At 71.6% G+C, this 15065-nt stretch carries 16 protein-coding genes and 1 pseudogene; 11 read left to right on the top strand and 6 right to left on the bottom strand.

The features are described from left to right. Positions 1-14: 14 nt before the first annotated feature. The gene (locus C6N31_RS19325; protein ID WP_244808968.1) at positions 15-2558 is read left to right on the top strand and encodes a galactose oxidase family protein; all 2544 of its coding nucleotides are present in this window, start codon (positions 15-17) and stop codon (positions 2556-2558) included. Between the two features lie 49 nt (positions 2559-2607). On the opposite strand, the gene C6N31_RS19320 is transcribed toward C6N31_RS19325, so the two are convergent. Beyond that, positions 2608-3570: a helix-turn-helix domain-containing protein gene (locus tag C6N31_RS19320; RefSeq protein WP_138351503.1), complete on the bottom strand. Its 963-nt coding sequence runs from the start codon at positions 3568-3570 to the stop codon at positions 2608-2610. A 206-nt stretch (positions 3571-3776) separates the two neighbouring features. Between C6N31_RS19320 and C6N31_RS19315 the strand changes: the two genes are divergently transcribed. Next, positions 3777-4349 carry an ATP-binding protein gene (locus C6N31_RS19315; RefSeq protein ID WP_164292601.1) on the top strand — a complete coding sequence of 191 codons (573 nt, stop codon included), beginning with the start codon at positions 3777-3779 and terminating at the stop codon, positions 4347-4349. On the opposite strand, the gene C6N31_RS19310 is transcribed toward C6N31_RS19315, so the two are convergent. After that, a complete protein-coding gene (locus tag C6N31_RS19310; RefSeq protein ID WP_138351501.1) occupies positions 4260-5210 on the bottom strand; it encodes a GlxA family transcriptional regulator in 951 nt (316 codons plus the stop codon). The genes C6N31_RS19315 and C6N31_RS19310 overlap by 90 nt on opposite strands. 212 nt (positions 5211-5422) lie before the next feature. Here C6N31_RS19310 and C6N31_RS19305 point away from each other — a divergent pair. The 5 genes and pseudogenes from C6N31_RS19305 to C6N31_RS19285 form a co-directional block, all read left to right on the top strand. Further along, a pseudogene (locus C6N31_RS19305) lies at positions 5423-5839 on the top strand (DJ-1/PfpI family protein); the annotation flags it as partial. Further along, entirely contained in the window at positions 5836-6174 is a 339-nt protein-coding gene (locus tag C6N31_RS19300) for a hypothetical protein (RefSeq protein ID WP_138351500.1), read from the top strand. The pseudogene C6N31_RS19305 and the gene C6N31_RS19300, both read left to right, overlap by 4 nt. Then, complete coding sequence (locus C6N31_RS19295) at positions 6171-6638, top strand: DUF2269 family protein (RefSeq protein ID WP_138351499.1); 468 nt, start codon at positions 6171-6173, stop codon at positions 6636-6638. The genes C6N31_RS19300 and C6N31_RS19295 overlap by 4 nt, the downstream gene beginning before the upstream one ends. Before the next feature lie 2 nt (positions 6639-6640). Further along, on the top strand, positions 6641-6952 hold the full coding sequence (locus C6N31_RS19290; protein ID WP_198357904.1) for a DUF3817 domain-containing protein: 312 nt from the start codon (positions 6641-6643) through the stop codon (positions 6950-6952). A gap of 84 nt (positions 6953-7036) precedes the next feature. Beyond that, positions 7037-8005 (top strand): pyridoxamine 5'-phosphate oxidase family protein, encoded by a 969-nt coding sequence (locus C6N31_RS19285; RefSeq protein ID WP_138351497.1) that lies wholly within the window; start codon positions 7037-7039, stop codon positions 8003-8005. Here C6N31_RS19285 and C6N31_RS19280 read toward each other — a convergent pair. Further along, entirely contained in the window at positions 7995-8417 is a 423-nt protein-coding gene (locus tag C6N31_RS19280) for a hypothetical protein (protein WP_198357917.1), read from the bottom strand. The genes C6N31_RS19285 and C6N31_RS19280 overlap by 11 nt on opposite strands. Positions 8418-8427: 10 nt before the next feature. Here C6N31_RS19280 and C6N31_RS19275 point away from each other — a divergent pair, with 10 nt between their 5' ends. Next, the gene (locus C6N31_RS19275; protein WP_244808969.1) at positions 8428-9207 is read left to right on the top strand and encodes a hypothetical protein; all 780 of its coding nucleotides are present in this window, start codon (positions 8428-8430) and stop codon (positions 9205-9207) included. Here C6N31_RS19275 and C6N31_RS19270 read toward each other — a convergent pair. Both C6N31_RS19270 and C6N31_RS19265 read right to left on the bottom strand, forming a co-directional pair. Continuing rightward, positions 9202-9750, bottom strand: a complete 549-nt coding sequence (locus tag C6N31_RS19270) for a DoxX family protein (RefSeq protein ID WP_198357903.1) — start codon at positions 9748-9750, stop codon at positions 9202-9204. The genes C6N31_RS19275 and C6N31_RS19270 overlap by 6 nt on opposite strands. 106 nt (positions 9751-9856) lie before the next feature. After that, positions 9857-10441: a helix-turn-helix domain-containing protein gene (locus C6N31_RS19265; protein WP_198357902.1), complete on the bottom strand. Its 585-nt coding sequence runs from the start codon at positions 10439-10441 to the stop codon at positions 9857-9859. A gap of 78 nt (positions 10442-10519) precedes the next feature. Here C6N31_RS19265 and C6N31_RS19260 point away from each other — a divergent pair, with 78 nt between their 5' ends. Together C6N31_RS19260 and C6N31_RS19255 are read left to right on the top strand one after the other, a co-directional pair. After that, complete coding sequence (locus C6N31_RS19260) at positions 10520-11452, top strand: class I SAM-dependent methyltransferase (RefSeq protein ID WP_138351493.1); 933 nt, start codon at positions 10520-10522, stop codon at positions 11450-11452. Positions 11453-11517: 65 nt separating this feature from the next. Beyond that, positions 11518-12978, top strand: coding sequence for an MFS transporter (locus C6N31_RS19255; RefSeq protein WP_198357901.1), 1461 nt, complete (start codon positions 11518-11520; stop codon positions 12976-12978). Here C6N31_RS19255 and C6N31_RS19250 read toward each other — a convergent pair. Beyond that, positions 12971-13864, bottom strand: coding sequence for a UbiA family prenyltransferase (locus C6N31_RS19250; protein ID WP_138351492.1), 894 nt, complete (start codon positions 13862-13864; stop codon positions 12971-12973). The two genes, C6N31_RS19255 and C6N31_RS19250, sit on opposite strands and share 8 nt — an antisense overlap. Positions 13865-13980: 116 nt before the next feature. Here C6N31_RS19250 and C6N31_RS19245 point away from each other — a divergent pair, with 116 nt between their 5' ends. Further along, complete coding sequence (locus tag C6N31_RS19245) at positions 13981-15060, top strand: type III polyketide synthase (RefSeq protein ID WP_138351491.1); 1080 nt, start codon at positions 13981-13983, stop codon at positions 15058-15060. The last annotated feature ends 5 nt before the right edge of the window (positions 15061-15065 follow it).

The following is a 15065-nucleotide window of genomic DNA, read 5'->3' as shown; positions in this document are numbered from 1 at the left end:
CTGGGGGGACCGTTGTGCCGTTTCTGACCTCGCGTTTGCCGTGGCTGCTCCGCCGGCGCTCGCGGTGGCTGATCCTGACGTCGCTCACCGCGGTCGCCGCCGCGTTCGTGCCGTTCCTGGCGGCGGGCGGGCCTGCCGTCGCGGACGGCCGTCCCGCCGTCCCCGTGGTGGGCGGTACGGCTCCGCCACCCGCTCCGCACCACGGTGTCGCACCGGCGTCCGCCATGGTGCCGATCGCTCCGGTCCTGTCCAGGGCCGGCTGGACGGCGGCCGCGAGCGACGAGGAGACGGTCGGGGAGAACGGGCGGGCGGCCAACGTCCTGGACGGCGACGCCGCCACGTTGTGGCACAGCAAGTGGACGGCGCCCGCCACCGCGCTGCCGCACAGCCTCACCATCGACATGCACCGCACCGCCGTGGTGTCCGCACTCGTCTACCGGCCGCGCAGCAGCGGTGCCAACGGCCGGGTCGGGGTCTATGCCATCGCGCTCAGCGCGGACGGGCTGACGTGGACGCGGCCCGTGGCCACCGGCACCCTGCCCGACGACGGCACCATCAAGACGCTGAACTTCGCCGCCCAGGGAACCAGGTTCGTCCGGCTGACCGCCTCGACGGAGGCCGGAAACCGTGGCCCGTGGACCTCGGCCTCCGAGATCAACCTGCTGGGCGATCCCGGTCTGCCCGCCTCCGTCGTCGAACTTCCCGTCACGGGCTGGACGGCCACGGCCAGCGACGAGGAGACCGCCGCGCAGAACAACCGCGCCGGCAACGTCCTGGACGGCGACGCCACCACCCTGTGGCACAGCAAGTGGTCCGGCACTCCGACCGCGCTGCCGCACTCCATCACGCTGGACATGCACGCCAACCAGCGGGTCTCCGCACTGAGTTACACGCCGCGCGTCTCGGGGGCCAACGGCCGGATCGGCGCCTACACCGTGACCGCCGGTCTCGACGGGGTCACCTTCGGGGCTCCGCTGGCCACCGGGACGTGGAAGGACGACGACACGGTCAAGAGCGCCACCTTCACGGCGCCGACCACCGCCAGGTTCGTGCGTCTGACCGCCACCAGCGAGGCGGGCGGCCGCGGACCGTGGTCCTCCGCGGCCGAGATCCGCCTCAGCGGGCCCGCGGACCCGGCCGTCGCGGGCCTGTGGAGCCCGGTCACCGGCTTCCCGCTCGTACCGGTGGCCACCGCGCTGCTGCCGAACAACAAGCTGCTCGCCTGGTCGGCGTACGCCACCGACCGCTTCGGCGGCAGCAACGGCTACACCCAGACCGCCATCATGGATCTCACCACCGGCCAGGTCACCCAGCGGCGCGTCGACAACACCGGTCACGACATGTTCTGCCCCGGCATCGCGATGCTCGCCGACGGCCGGGTGATGGTCACCGGTGGCAGCAACGCCGCCCGCGCCAGCATCTACGACCCCCGCACCGATACCTGGAACGCGACCGCGGACATGAACATCCCCCGCGGCTACCAGGCCATGACGCTGCTCTCCAACGGCGACGCCTTCGTCATCGGCGGATCCTGGAACGGCGGCCAGGGAGGCAAGGACGGCGAGGTCTGGTCCGCCGCGACCGGCAGCTGGCGCAAACTCCCCGGCGTACCGGTCACGACCACGATGACGGCGGACCCCGCCGGGCCCTACCGGGCCGACAACCACCAGTGGCTGTACGGCACGTCCAACGGCCGGGTGCTCCAGCTCGGGCCCGGCAAGCAGCTCAACTGGATCGACACCACCGGCAAAGGCACCATCACCCCGGCCGGCGTGCGCGCCGACAGCCCGGACGCGATGAACGGCAACGCCGTCGCCTACGACATCGGCAAGCTCCTCACGCTCGGCGGTGCCACCGCGTACGAGAACGTCAACGCCACCAACCGCGCCTACACCGTAGATCTCACCGCCGGCCCGCAGCCCGTCAGCGCCCGCACCGGCGACATGGCCTTCGCCCGCTCCTTCAGCAACAGCGTCGTCATGCCGGACGGCAAGGTCGCCGTCTTCGGCGGCCAGTCCCGGCCCGTTCCCTTCTCCGACGCCACCTCGGCCATGACCCCGGAGATCTGGAACCCGGCCACCGGCGCCTTCACCCGCATGGCGACGATGGCCGTACCCCGCAACTACCACAGCGTCGCTAACCTGCTCCCCGACGGCCGGATCTTCTCCGGCGGCGGCGGACTGTGCGGCGACTGCGCCACCAACCACTTCGACGGGGCGATCTTCACCCCGCCGTATCTCCTCAACCCCGACGGCACGCAACGGCCGCGGCCGGCCATCACCAACACCCCGCCCGCGACAGCCGGCTACGGCGCCATGCTGACCGTCACGACCAGCACGCCGGTCACGGCCTTCGCCCTCGTCCGCACCGGAGCGGCCACCCACTCCACGGACAACGACCAACGACGTGTGCCACTGACGTCCCATCAGGTATCGGCAGGGCTCTACGAACTGTCCGTCCCCACCGACCCCGGCGTGGCACTGCCCGGCACCTATCTGCTGTTCGCCCTGAACGCCGCCGGAGTACCCAGCATCGCCAAGACCATCACCATCGGCTGACGGGACCGGACCGACCGCTGGGGGCACCCGGCGGCCGGCCCCGTGCCGGCTACAACCAGCCGCGCTTGGCCGCCTGCAGGCCGGCCTGGAAGCGGGTCTTCGCGTCCAGTGCGTCCATCAGGTGGGCCACGCGGCGGGTCATCGTCCGCTGGGTGATGCCGAGCGCGCGGGTGATCGTGGCGTCCTTCATGCCGGCCGCCAGCATGGACAGCAGCTCGTGGTCCGCGGGAGCCAGTCCCCCTGCCGCGCCCTTCTTGTCGACCGCCAGCGGGGTCGCCCGTTCCCACAGCAGGTCGAAACAGGTGACCAGGGCCGTCAGGAGCGGAGAGGGGTGGACGAACAGGGCCGCCATCGACTCGGTCGCCTCGAAGTTCAGCGGGATCATCGCGGCGCGCCGGTCCGCGATGAGCATCTTCATCCGCACCGCCGGCAGGCTCCGGGCCTGCTCACCCGCGTCGATGCAGTCCTGGACGAAGTGCATGCGCCCTTCGAGCGACACCGAGTCGTAGATCACCCGGCAGCTGATCCCGCGCCGCAGCAGCTGGAATTCGATCGGGTTGAACGTCGGGCTGCTGAAGTACGGAGGGCAGTCGATGACCTGCATCTCCTCCGCCGAGCCGAGCTGCATCTGCTCGACGCGGTTCAGCTGCGCCTCACGGCCCTCCACCAGTTCGACCAGCTCGCTGGGGTGGCCCGCGTCGGCGCCCTGGAACCGCAGGGCGAGCGAGCGGACGTGCGCGCGGAGCTCTTCCAGTTCCTGCTGCCGACGGGAAGCGAGTGAGCCGACGGCCGCTTCGGGAGGTGACGCGACGTAGCGCACGGGTGAGCCCGTCAGCCGGGTGATCAGGCCGGCGTCCGCCAGGCGGCCCAGGGCCGGACGGATGCGGGCCGCGGTCGAGCCGTCCAGTACGGCCAGCTGTGCGGCGGTGCTGCGGGGTGCGGAGAGAAGATGCAGGTAGAGGGCGCTTTCGACCTCGCCGAGCCCCACGGGCGCCAGGAAACCGTCGGACACCGGACCCCCAAATGGGTGCGTCTACTTATGGTCAATGTCTACTATCCGGCATTCCCCTCAGGAAGAGGTCGGTTTACGGTGGGTTTCAGCCAGTCCGTTCGAACCACTGGACCGGCCTCCCCAGCGGCAACATTCCGAAACGGCCCCGCTCGGCCTACGGACACGTCACCCGGGTTCGATGCCGCCCCACCGGAAGGATCCGCGCTGTGCCGGTCTCCATCCAGTCCCAGCTCCGCCAACGCATCTTCACCGTGCCCACCGTCGCGCTGTCGGTGCCCACCGCCCGGCGCCGCGCCCGGGCGCACTTCGCAGCGTGGGATCTGGACGTGGAGCACCCGGTGGTGGAGACGGCCCTGTTCATCCTGACCGAACTGCTCACCAACAGCGTTCAGCACACCGCGCACCGGTCGCCGACCGCCGACATCATCCTGGCGCTGGGCCCGCGCAGTCTCATCGTCGCCGTGCACGACCGCCATCCCCACTGCCCCCGCCCGACTCCCGAACCACATGCCGACGGAAGCGGCGGCTGGGGACTGCGGCTGGTGGCGGAGCTCGCCGCCGAGGCTCTGGGCAGTACCCACACGCACACCGACGCCGACGAGCAGGGGAAGACGCTCCTCGTCCGGCTGCCCCGCCCCGACCGGACCCTGCCGTGCACCCGTGACGTCCGCGTCGACGTTGCCGTCGGTTCAGGCGGCGGAACGGCGGAACGAGGACCGGTAGCCGTACGGAGTCACGCCGACGACCCGTTTGAATCGCTCGCGGAACGCGGTCGGTGACCCGAAACCCGCTTGCGTCGCGATCCGTTCCACCGCGTAGTCGGTGGTCTCCAGCAGGAACTGTGCCCGGCGCACGCGTGCTCGCAGCAGCCACTGCAGCGGCGTGGTGCCGGTCTGCTCCCGGAACCGCCGGCTGAAGGTCCGCTCACTCATCCCACCGCATGCCGCCATGGCTTCCAGGGTGATGTCCTGTCCGAGGTTGTCCTCGATCCAGGAGAGCACCGGTTCCAGGAGCGATCCCCGCGGTACGGGTGGCTGCTCGTGGACGATGAACTGGGCCTGACCGCCTTCCCGTTCCAGCGGCACGACCGCCAGCCGGGCGGCGTCGGCCGCCACGGCGGAACCCAGGTCCCGGCGGATCATGTACAGGCACAGGTCCAGGCCGGCCGCCGCTCCGGCGGAGGTGAGGAGCCGGCCGTTGTCGACGTACAGGACATCGGGCTGCACGTCGACGAGAGGAAACAGCTCGGCGAACCGGTCCGCCGCCACCCAGTGGGTCGTCGCGCGCAGTCCGTCCAGCAGGCCTGTCGCCGCGAGGATGAAAGCGCCGCTGCAGATCGAGGCGATGCGGGTGCCCGCAGCGGCCGCGGCGCGCAGCGCGTCGAGAACCTCGGGCCCCGGCGGCGGGGCGTCTTCCGAGCAGCCCGGGACGATGATCGTGTCCGCGTCCGCCAGCGCCTCCAGACCCCAGGGAACGCGCAGGGTGAACGTCTCGCTGGCCACCTCCGGCGTGGCGCCGCAGACCCGCACGCGGTACGGGCGGCGCCCGTCGGGAAGGCGGGTACGCCCGAACACCTCGATGGGCGTCGCCATGTCGAACGGCACCACCTGATCCAGGACAAGGACTGCGACCGTATGCATGCAGTACACGATAGATGAGTTCTCGCCACAGGATTCAAGCAGTGGTCAAGTTCTTCTACCGTGGGATTGAGCATGTCAGGAGCGTGGCGAGAACCCGTTGGCATTTGTCGTTCCAGCCCATGGGAAGCCTCCGGCGGTCCGCCTAGCGTGTGGTGCGGCACCGCTGAGAAGGACGAAGGAGAGACCGCCCGTGCTTGCCCAGATCGTGTTGTTCGCTGCAGACCGGCCTGCCCGGTCCGATGGAGGAGGCACTGAGTCGCGAGGACACCATCGTCGCGACGGTCTGCGGCGGTTCGCTGATCCTGGCCCTGGCCGGCCTGATCGAAGGCCGTCACGCGACCACCCACCATCTGGGCCTCGAACTGCTGGAGGCCACCGGAACCCGGCCCGTACAGACCCGGGTCGTCGACGACGGAGACCTCGTCACCGGGGCCGGCGTCACGTCCGGTCTCGATCTCGCCCTGTACCTCCTCGATCGCGAGATCGACCCGCGCGTCGCCCACAGCGTGGAGCGGCTCTTCGCCCACGAGCGACGCGGCGTCGTCTGGTCCACCCGCGGACAGGCCCCCGCTCTCGCCCTCCGAACCACCCTTTCCCACTCCGCGACCGAAAGCGCATCTGCAACGTGACTGCCGAAGGCATCGGGAATCCGACGATCGACACCCCACTGGGCAAACAACATGTCAGGACGGAAGGGGTCCTGCGGCCGGACGGGTCCTGGCACGGAACGGCCCGCGACCGGCGATCCGGCGAAGAGGTACCGCTGACCGACATCGCCGTCGACGGCGGCAGGTTGACGTGGAAGCAATCCATCCCCAAGCCCTTGCGGCTCCACCTCGTGTACGCCCTTGTCGTCGACGGCGACCGGCTCACCGGCAAGGCCAAGGCAGGACGTCTGCCCGCCGCCACGGTGACCGGTGAGCGGGCGGACGCAGCAGAGCCGGAGCCCGGCGTCCTGTCATGACGAAATTCCTCCTCGCCGTCCACGTCCTGGTCGCCATCGTTGCGATCGGTCCGGTGACCGTCGCCGCCAGCATGCTGCCCGCCGCGGCTCGCCGTGCCCAGGCGGCGGGCCCGGACGCGCCGTCCATCGCCACGGTCCGGCTCCTGCACCGCATCTGCCGCGTGTACGCCGCGATCGCGCTGGCGGTCCCGGTCTTCGGGTTCGCCACCGCCAGCAGCATGGGTGTCCTCGGCGACACCTGGCTCATCGTCTCCATCGTGCTCACCGCGGTGGCCGCCGGCGTCCTGGCGCTCCTGGTGCTGCCGCGCCAGGACGCCCTGCTGACCCAGCTCGACGAGGGGTCGCCACCCGTCGACCGCAGCGCGACAGCGCGGCTGGCGATGTTCACCGGGATCTTCAACCTGCTGTGGGCCGCGGTGACCGTCCTGATGATCGTCCGCCCCGGTTCCACCACAGGAGCATGACCATGAACCGCACCCGGCAGCCGCTGCGCGTCTCCGCCGCCGTCGAACTGGCCTCCCTCGTGATCCTGTTGGCCAATCTGTTCACCGCGCACCTGCCCGCGATCTCGTCGCTGGCCGGCCCTGTCCACGGCTGCGCCTATCTGTTCACCATCGTCGCCGGCGCCCGTGACCCGGACAGAACCCCGCGCACCACGGCCCTGACACTGATCCCCGGCATCGGCGGCCTCCTCGCCCTGCGCCGGCTGGGCAGCCGGCCCACGCGCCCGACCCCCTCCGAGCTAACGGATACAAGCCCATCCAGCCATTTGCCATGAGCGGGCATCCGTGGCATTGTACTAATGGATAGAGTTTTCTCTATCCATTAGTACCGGTGAGTGCTCCCACGGAAGGCGTTCACGATGTCCCAGCTCCCGCAGACCGGCGCAGCCGCCAGGACAACTCCCACGACCGCCCCCACCGGATTCCACGACGGAGAACTCGCGGTCCAGCGCCGCGCCGGATCGCTCGGCGCGGCCGCCCGGCTGTCGGGCATGCTCGCGCCACCGGACCTCACCGGGGGTGCGAGCCGCTTCCTGGAAGCGCGTGACCTGGCCGTCCTCACCGCCCGGGACCACGACGGAACGCTGTGGACCTCACCCCTGCGCGGCGCCCCGGGCTTTCTCGACGGCCACGACACGACCCTGCGGGTCCACGCGCTGCCCTCGCCGGGCGATCCGCTGGCCGCACCGGGGCCGGCACCCGCGCAGCCGGTCGGCCTCGTCGCGATCGACTTCGCGAACCGTCGCAGGCTGCGCGTCAACGGCACCCTGGACGCCCTCGACGACACCGGCTTCACCGTGTCGGTCGACCAGGCGTACGGCAACTGCCCGCAGTACATCCAGCAGCGCCGTCTCCGCCCTGGATCCGGAGCGGGCTCCGGGGCGGGGACGGGCACGGACGGACGCCACACGACCCTGGACGCCGACGACCTGCGGTTGATCGAACGGGCCGACACGTTCTTCCTGGGCACCACCCATCCGACCCGCGGTGCGGACGCCTCCCACCGCGGTGGCTCGCCCGGCTTCGTCCGTGTCCGGCCCGACGGACTGTGGTGGCCGGACTACCCGGGCAACAACATGTTCAACAGCCTGGGCAACCTCGCCGTCGACGACACCGCCGCCCTGCTGTTCGTGGACTTCGCCACCGGCGCCACCCTTCACCTCTCCGGCTCGGCCGAGGTCCGGTGGGCGGAACCGGGCACTCCCGGCGACGACGGCGGGACCGGACGCCGGGTGCAGTTCACCCCGCACCACATCGTGACCGGCGAAGCCCCGCTGCGGGCCGACGCCTTCAGCGCCTATCCGCGCAATCCGCGGCTCACCGCCTGACCTGCGCCGTGGCAACCCGCTGCAGAGCCTCCTCGGGCGGATACTGGTCGCGCCCTGACGCCGCCTCGTCCGAGGAGCCGCAAATGGCCACGCCTCCCGCCCGCCCCGCTGCCGGTCCTGTCGGACGCCGGTCGCTGTTGTGGGGCGCGTCGTCCGTACTGGTGTGGGCGACGGGGTGTTCGAACGGCACGACGGCGCCGTCGTCCACCGGCACCTCGCGCAGCTCCGGGCCGCAGACACCGTCCACCACAGCCACACCGTCCACATCGGCCACATCGACCACCTCGACCACATCGACCACCGCGACCGCCGCACCCGCGTCGTCCGCCGCGACGTCCGTACGTCCCAGCGCGACGCTGCCCGTAGCCGCGCCCTGGCGGCCGGGTCCGGGCGAGATCGAACCCGCGGCCAAACGGAGTGCCGTGGCGCTGATCGAGGCGCTCGGATCGTGGCGGGCCGGGCAGGCCGGGGAGCGCCGGGCCGCGGCGCGGGCCGCCGCGCTGGGCATTCCCGCCGCGCTCGCGGGCCAACTCGCGTCGCAGGCCGGCAGCCTGCTGGGATCGGGGGACGAAGCGAGTCTGCAGGTGATCGACGCGCAGTACGGCGGCCTCCTGGCCGACACCGCGAGCGTCCTGGTGGTGTGCCGCCAGTGGAGCAGGAACGGCACCGGAGCCGTCATCAACGGCGGCACCACGGTGGACGTACGGCTGAGCCGGACGGGCTCCGGCTGGAGCGTCACCGCGCTGCACCCGGCGGTCGCGGAGCCTGCCGCCACGTCACCGAGCGCGGCGACGCGCGCGGTGCTGGCCCGCTCGACCATCGAACTGCCGCCCGCGTCGGCCGCTGACATCCGCAGCGGCACCGTGCACGACAGCGTGCTCCAGGCGATGCTGCGGCTGGCCGACACCTACCGGATGTCGGTGAGCGTGGTGCGGTCCGGCCATCCGCTGGACGTGTTCGGCACCAGCCGTCCCAGTGACCATCCGGTCGGCAGGGCCTTCGACGTCTGGCGCATCGACGGCCACCCGGTGGTCGACCCGGCCACCCCACGCGCACTGATCACCGCGTTCATGCGGGCCGCCGCGGCGGCGGGCTCGTACAACGTCGGCGGGCCCGTGCTGCTGTCGGGAGGTGTGACGTCGAATCAGTTCTTCTCCGACGACACGCATCACGACCATGTGCACATCGGCTTCTCGTCATGACGTTTCACCGTCGTCCTGTGCGAAGTCGTCGCCCTCGTCCGCCTGCGCGTTGGCCCGCTTCGTGACGACGGCGGCGGCCATCAGCGCACTGCCGACGAAGGCCACCGCGACCACCCACGGCCGGTCGAAACGGTGGCCGGTGGCGTGGTCCAGGGCGTAACGGCCCGCCCCCGCGATACCTACCGTGGCGGCGGTGAACCCGAGGAACGCGGGGTATTCGAACCCGCCGCCCTGGGCGAAGAATCCGGCCGGCGCGTGGACCGCCACGGCACCCGCCATGGCACCCGCCGCTGCCGCCCCGGCGGCGGGGGTGCCCAGGCCCAGTGCGAGCAGCGCTCCACCGCCCGCCTCACCGAGACCGGCGGCGAGCGCGCTCTCCCGGCCGGGCGTGAACCCCATGTGCTCCATCGCGGCCGCGGTCCCGTCCAGGCCCCCTCCGCCGAACCAGCCGAACAGCTTCTGCGTCCCGTGGGCCATCAGCACCGCCCCGGTGCCGACCCGGAGGGTGAGCAGACCGAGGTCCCGTCGGTTGATGCACGTCATCGCTGTCTCCAGGTGGGTGGCTGCGCTCGAACGGCTACGGACATACGTCTCCACTGTCCGTGTCACGAGCCGTGTCCGCCCACGGCCATGGGCCATCCGGGCTCCGTCATGCGCTGGGCTTGGCGCGGACGTGCATGCGCTCCCCCTGCCTCCCGAAGAGGCTGAGGATCTCCACGGGCCGCCCGTCCGCGCTGCCGAACCAGTGGGGCAGCCGGGTGTCCCACTCGGCGACCTCGCCGGGGCCGAGGACCAGATCGTGCTCGGCGAGGACGAGCCGTAGCCGGCCGTCCAGCACATACAGCCACTCATAGCCCTCGTGCGTACGGAGAACCGGCTCGGCACCCCGGTCGGGGATGACCATCTTGTACGCCTGAAGGCGGCCCGGACTCCGGGACAGGGCTACGGACGTACCGCCGTTGGGCAAGGCACGGGGGGTCAACCGCACCCGGGGATCACCCACTTCGGGAGCGCCGACCAGCTCGTCCAGAGCCACGTGGTAGGCGCCGGCGAGCGGCAGCAGCAGTTCCAGGCTGGGGCGGCGCTGTCCGGACTCCAGCCGGGAAAGGGTGCTCTTGGAGATGCCGGTCGTCTCGGCGAGCGCGGCCAGGGTCAGGCCGTGCTCGGCGCGCAGCCGTCTGAGCCGGGGTGCGACCTCGTCGAGGACCGCTTGGTGGGGCGGCGGGGTGTCCATGCGGGCATTCCATCCCGCTGTCCCGGAATTGGCAACAAGAGTTGCCGCTGCGTTCCCGGCAGGTGCACGCTCCTCGCCATGAACCCACACAGCGCCTCCGGCCACACACACGCCCACGCCCACGGGCACCACCACACCGACATCGACTGGGAGGTCATGGCCGCCCAGCTGGAGACCAGCGGCGAGTTGCAGCTCCCGGTCCTCCGGCGGATCGCGGCCGTTCTGAGCGAGCGGCTCGGGCCGGAGAAGGAGGTCCGGCGCGTCCTCGACATCGGCAGCGGACCGGGCGTGATGACCTGTGTGCTCGCCGAGACCTTCGCGAACGCCGAGGTGGTCGCCGTGGACGGCACACCCGGGCTGCTGGACCGTGCCCTGGCCCGTGCCGGGCGGCTCGGCCTCGGCGGCCGGGTGGCCGTCCGGCACGCGGAGCTTCCCGAAGGTCTGGACGGTGGTGACGAGCACGGGGAGGGCGGACTCGGCACCGCGGACGTGATCTGGAGCAGCAAGGCCGTGCACCACCTCGGCGATCAGCAGGGCGCGCTGGACGCGCTTGCCGGGCTGCTGCGGCCCGGCGGGCTGCTCGCCGTGGCGGAGGGCGGCCTGCCGGCGCGTTTCCTCCCGCGCGACATCGGCATCGGCCGGCCGGGTCTCCAGGCCCGGCTCGACGCCGCCCAGGAGCAGTGGTTCGAGACGATGCGGGCCGAGTTGCCCGGCAGCATCTCCGTGGCCGAGGACTGGCCCGCGATGCTCGGCCGCGCCGGGCTCGTCCGCACCGGCGGTTTCACGTCGCTGCTCGACCTGCCGGCACCTCTCGGCGAGGCGGCCCGCACCTTCCTGCACACGCATCTGAACCGGCTGCGGGAATCGATGAGTGACCACCTGGACGCGGACGACCGCTCGACGCTCGACGTGCTGATCGATCCCCAGGCACCGGAAGGCATCCTGCGCCGGCCGGACGCCTTCCTGCTCTCCGCCACCACGGTCTTCACGGGCGTGCGCCCTGCTGCCTGACCTTGCCGGGCCTACCGAGTGCGCGAGTTCGCGAGTTCACGAGTCACCAGGAGACGGAGTTCACCGTGAAAATCATCAGTGCGGGACCAGACGCGACAGCGGCCGGGCATACGGTGCCGACGCCTTCGGTCAGGTGGGCGCTCGCCGGGCTCTCGCTGTCCATGTTGCTGTCCTCGCTCGGCACCAGCGTCGCCAATGTCGCCCTGCCGACACTGGCGCAGGCATTCACCGCCTCGTTCCAGCAGGTCCAGTGGATCGTCCTCGCGTATCTGCTGGCCATCACCACCGTGATCGTCAGCGTCGGACGGCTCGGTGACCTCATCGGCCGCCGACGGCTGCTGCTGGGCGGAATCCTCCTGTTCACGGCGGCCTCGGTGCTGTGCGGTCTCGCGCCCACGCTCTGGTCGCTGATCGCCGCCCGGGCGGCGCAGGGGCTCGGAGCGGCCATCATGATGGCGCTCACCATGGCGTTCGTCGGTGAGACGGTGCCGAAAGCACGAACCGGCAGCGCCATGGGGCTGCTCGGAACGATGTCCGCGGTCGGCACCGCCCTCGGTCCGTCGCTGGGCGGCGCTCTGATCGCGGGACCCGGCTGGCGGGCGATCTTCCTTGTCAACGCACCGCTGGGCATCCTGGCTCTCCTCCTCGCGCACCGTCATCTGCCCGTCGACCGGCAGAGACCCAGGACCGACCGGGCGGCCTTCGACCGGGTGGGAACGCTGCTGCTCGCGCTGACCCTCGCGGCCTATGCGCTCGCCATGACCATGGGGCGCGGAAGTTTCGGTTCGCTCAACGTGGCTCTGCTGGTGGCTGCCGCCATCGGTGTCGGTCTCTTCGTCCGCGCGGAGACCACGGCGGCATCACCTCTGATCCGCTTGGCGATGTTCCGCGATCCCGCGCTGAGCGCGAGCCTCGCCATGAGTACGCTCGTCTCGACGGTCATGATGGCCACGCTGGTGGTCGGGCCGTTCTATCTCGCCCGTGCGCTCGGGCTCCATGAGGCACTGGTCGGACTGGTGCTGTCCGTCGGTCCGCTGGTCGCCGCGCTCACCGGAGTACCCGCCGGCCGGATCGCGGACCGTTTCGGCGCCCACCGTATGACCGTCCTCGGACTCGTCGCCATGACGGCCGGCTCGTTGATCCTGTCCCTCACACCGGCGGGCCTCGGCATCGCCGGCTACCTCGTCCCCATCGTCGTCATCACCGCCGGCTACGCGGTGTTCCAGACGGCCAACAACACCGCCGTCATGACAGATGTCCCGCCGGACCGACGGGGCGTCATCTCCGGCATGCTCAATCTCTCGCGCAATCTCGGTCTCATCACCGGCGCCTCCGTCATGGGCGCCGTGTTCGCCCTCGCGGCGGCGACGAACGACATCACCACAGCGGCCCCCGACGCCGTTGCCACCGGTATGCGGATCACGTTCGCGGTGGCGGCGGCCCTGATCGCCGGCGCACTCGTCATCGCAGTGGGAGGCCGCGCGCTCACCCGGCGGATCTCCCCCGCGGAGGACCCGGTCAGATGATCGCCGCACCGCGGCCCACGAGCAGGGCCACGTCCAGCGCCGCCACCACGACGGCCGCGGCGAAGGCCGCCCGCTCCCACTGACGGCCCACCACCGATCCGGCAACGGCGACGAGTACGGCGGCGAGAAGTGCCGCCGCGCTCCGAGCGCCGGGTGGACCGGGGGGTCCGAGGACCAGCAGCGCGGTCGCGGCCACCAACGGCAGCGGGAGCAACAGGCGGGTGGCGGAGGTGCCCAGTCGCTGCGGCCACCCCCGGACACCGGCCGCGAGGTCGTCGCGGATGTCCGGCAGTACATCGCCCAAGTGGGCGCCCACTCCCAACAGCGCTCCCGCGCAGACGAGCCACCAGGCCGGCCACGGGTGCCCCGGCAGGCTCAGCGCAACGAAGGCCGGCAGGCTCGCGAAGCCCGCCGCGTAGGGCAGCCAGGACCAGGCCGTCGACTTGAGGCGCAGGTCGTACGCCCAGGCTGCGGCGACCCCCGCCAGATGGACGGTCCCCGCGAGCGGACCGCAGGCGAGCGACAGCGGCACGCACAGGGCCAGGGCGCACCACGCGGCCGTCCACACGGTCCTGACGCCGACCGCGCCGGCCGCGATCGGCTTGTCGCGGCGGCCGGCGGCGATGTCACGGCGCGCGTCGAACGCGTCGTTGCACCAGCCCACCGACAACTGGCCGGTCAGGACGGCCGCGGCGATCAGCGCGGTGCTCACGGCGTTGTGGCCCGCGGCCCGGGCCAGGACGGTCAACAGCACCGTGACAGCCGCCGTCGGCCCGGGGTGGCAGGACCCCGCGAGGGCCCGCGCCCGGAACCACGTCGAGCCGGTGCCCCCTCCGCCCCGACGGGCGGAGGGGGCACCGGCGGTCGGCTGCTCGGGGGTGGCCATGGGGCGATCCTAGGCACCTCCGGCCGTGTCGCAGCGTGTCCTGGCGATCACCGGGTGTTGAATGCCTGTCCCGGGCGAAGTTCCCGAGCAGGCCCCGCCCCCACGTCGGGAGTCCCATGACCCGTATCGCAGCCGTTCACGGCGCCCTGGCGCCCCACCGTCACGAGCAGGCCGAGATCACGGACATAGTGGCGCGCACCTGTCTGCCAGCGAACTCCGACCGCCGGGTGCTGGACCGGCTCCATCAGGGATCCCAGGTCCGTTCGCGCCATATGACGCTGCCGCTCGACCGGTACGCGGAACTCGACGGCTTCGGCGCCGCCAACGACGCCTTCATCGCCGGGGCCACGACGCTGGGCTCCCAGGTGATCCGCGGGGCGCTGCGCACGGCGGGGCTCGTCCCCTCCGACGTCGATCTCCTGATGTTCACCTCGGTCACCGGGATCGCCACCCCGTCGATCGACGCACGGCTCGTCGGACGGCTCGGACTGCGCGAGGACGTCAAGCGCATGCCGCTGTTCGGCCTCGGCTGTGTCGGGGGAGCCGCCGGACTGGCCCGGGTGCACGACTACCTGCTCGGGCGGCCGGACCACGTGGCGGTGCTGCTGTCGGTCGAGCTCTGCTCGCTCACCTTCCAGCGCAACGACGACTCCATGGCCAACCTGGTGGCGACGGCCCTGTTCGGCGACGGCGCCGCCGCCGTCGTGGCCTGCGGCGCCGAGCGCGCCGCCGAGCCGTCCGCCGGGGCGCCCGTACCGTCGGGGCCGACGATCGTGGCGACCCGCAGCCGGCTGTACCCCGACACCGAACAGGTCATGGGCTGGAGCATCACCAACTCCGGTTTCAAGGTCGTGCTGGATCCCGCCGTCCCCGACGTGGTGCGCCGCCACCTCGCGGACGACGTCACGGGATTCCTGAGCGAGCACGGGCTGAAACCGAAGGACGTGACCACCTGGGTGTGCCACCCGGGTGGGCCCAGGGTTCTGGAGGCGGTCTCGGAGAGCCTCGAACTACGGGACGGGGCGCTGGACGTGACGTGGCGGCACCTGGCCGCCGTCGGGAACCTCTCCTCGTCGTCGGTCCTGCACGTACTGCGCGATACCTGGGCGGAGAGCCGCCCAGCGGCGGGCGCCCCGGGGCTGCTGTTGGCGATGGGGCCCGGTTTCTGCTGCGAACTGGTGCTGCTGCGCTGGTAGGTCGG

Source organism: Streptomyces fildesensis (genome assembly GCF_016107395.1).
Lineage (GTDB): Bacteria > Actinomycetota > Actinomycetes > Streptomycetales > Streptomycetaceae > Actinacidiphila > Actinacidiphila fildesensis.
This window is presented reverse-complemented; position numbering and strand designations above follow the sequence as displayed.

Coding starts and splice junctions, on each gene's coding strand:
- C6N31_RS19310 (WP_138351501.1), bottom strand. CDS start 5,210: ATGCATACGGTCGCAGTCCTTGTCCTGGATCAGGTGGTGCCGTTCGAC.
- C6N31_RS19295 (WP_138351499.1), top strand. CDS start 6,171: ATGACGAAATTCCTCCTCGCCGTCCACGTCCTGGTCGCCATCGTTGCG.
- C6N31_RS19290 (WP_198357904.1), top strand. CDS start 6,641: ATGAACCGCACCCGGCAGCCGCTGCGCGTCTCCGCCGCCGTCGAACTG.
- C6N31_RS19285 (WP_138351497.1), top strand. CDS start 7,037: ATGTCCCAGCTCCCGCAGACCGGCGCAGCCGCCAGGACAACTCCCACG.
- C6N31_RS19270 (WP_198357903.1), bottom strand. CDS start 9,750: ATGACGTGCATCAACCGACGGGACCTCGGTCTGCTCACCCTCCGGGTC.
- C6N31_RS19265 (WP_198357902.1), bottom strand. CDS start 10,441: ATGGACACCCCGCCGCCCCACCAAGCGGTCCTCGACGAGGTCGCACCC.
- C6N31_RS19260 (WP_138351493.1), top strand. CDS start 10,520: ATGAACCCACACAGCGCCTCCGGCCACACACACGCCCACGCCCACGGG.
- C6N31_RS19250 (WP_138351492.1), bottom strand. CDS start 13,864: ATGGCCACCCCCGAGCAGCCGACCGCCGGTGCCCCCTCCGCCCGTCGG.
- C6N31_RS19245 (WP_138351491.1), top strand. CDS start 13,981: ATGACCCGTATCGCAGCCGTTCACGGCGCCCTGGCGCCCCACCGTCAC.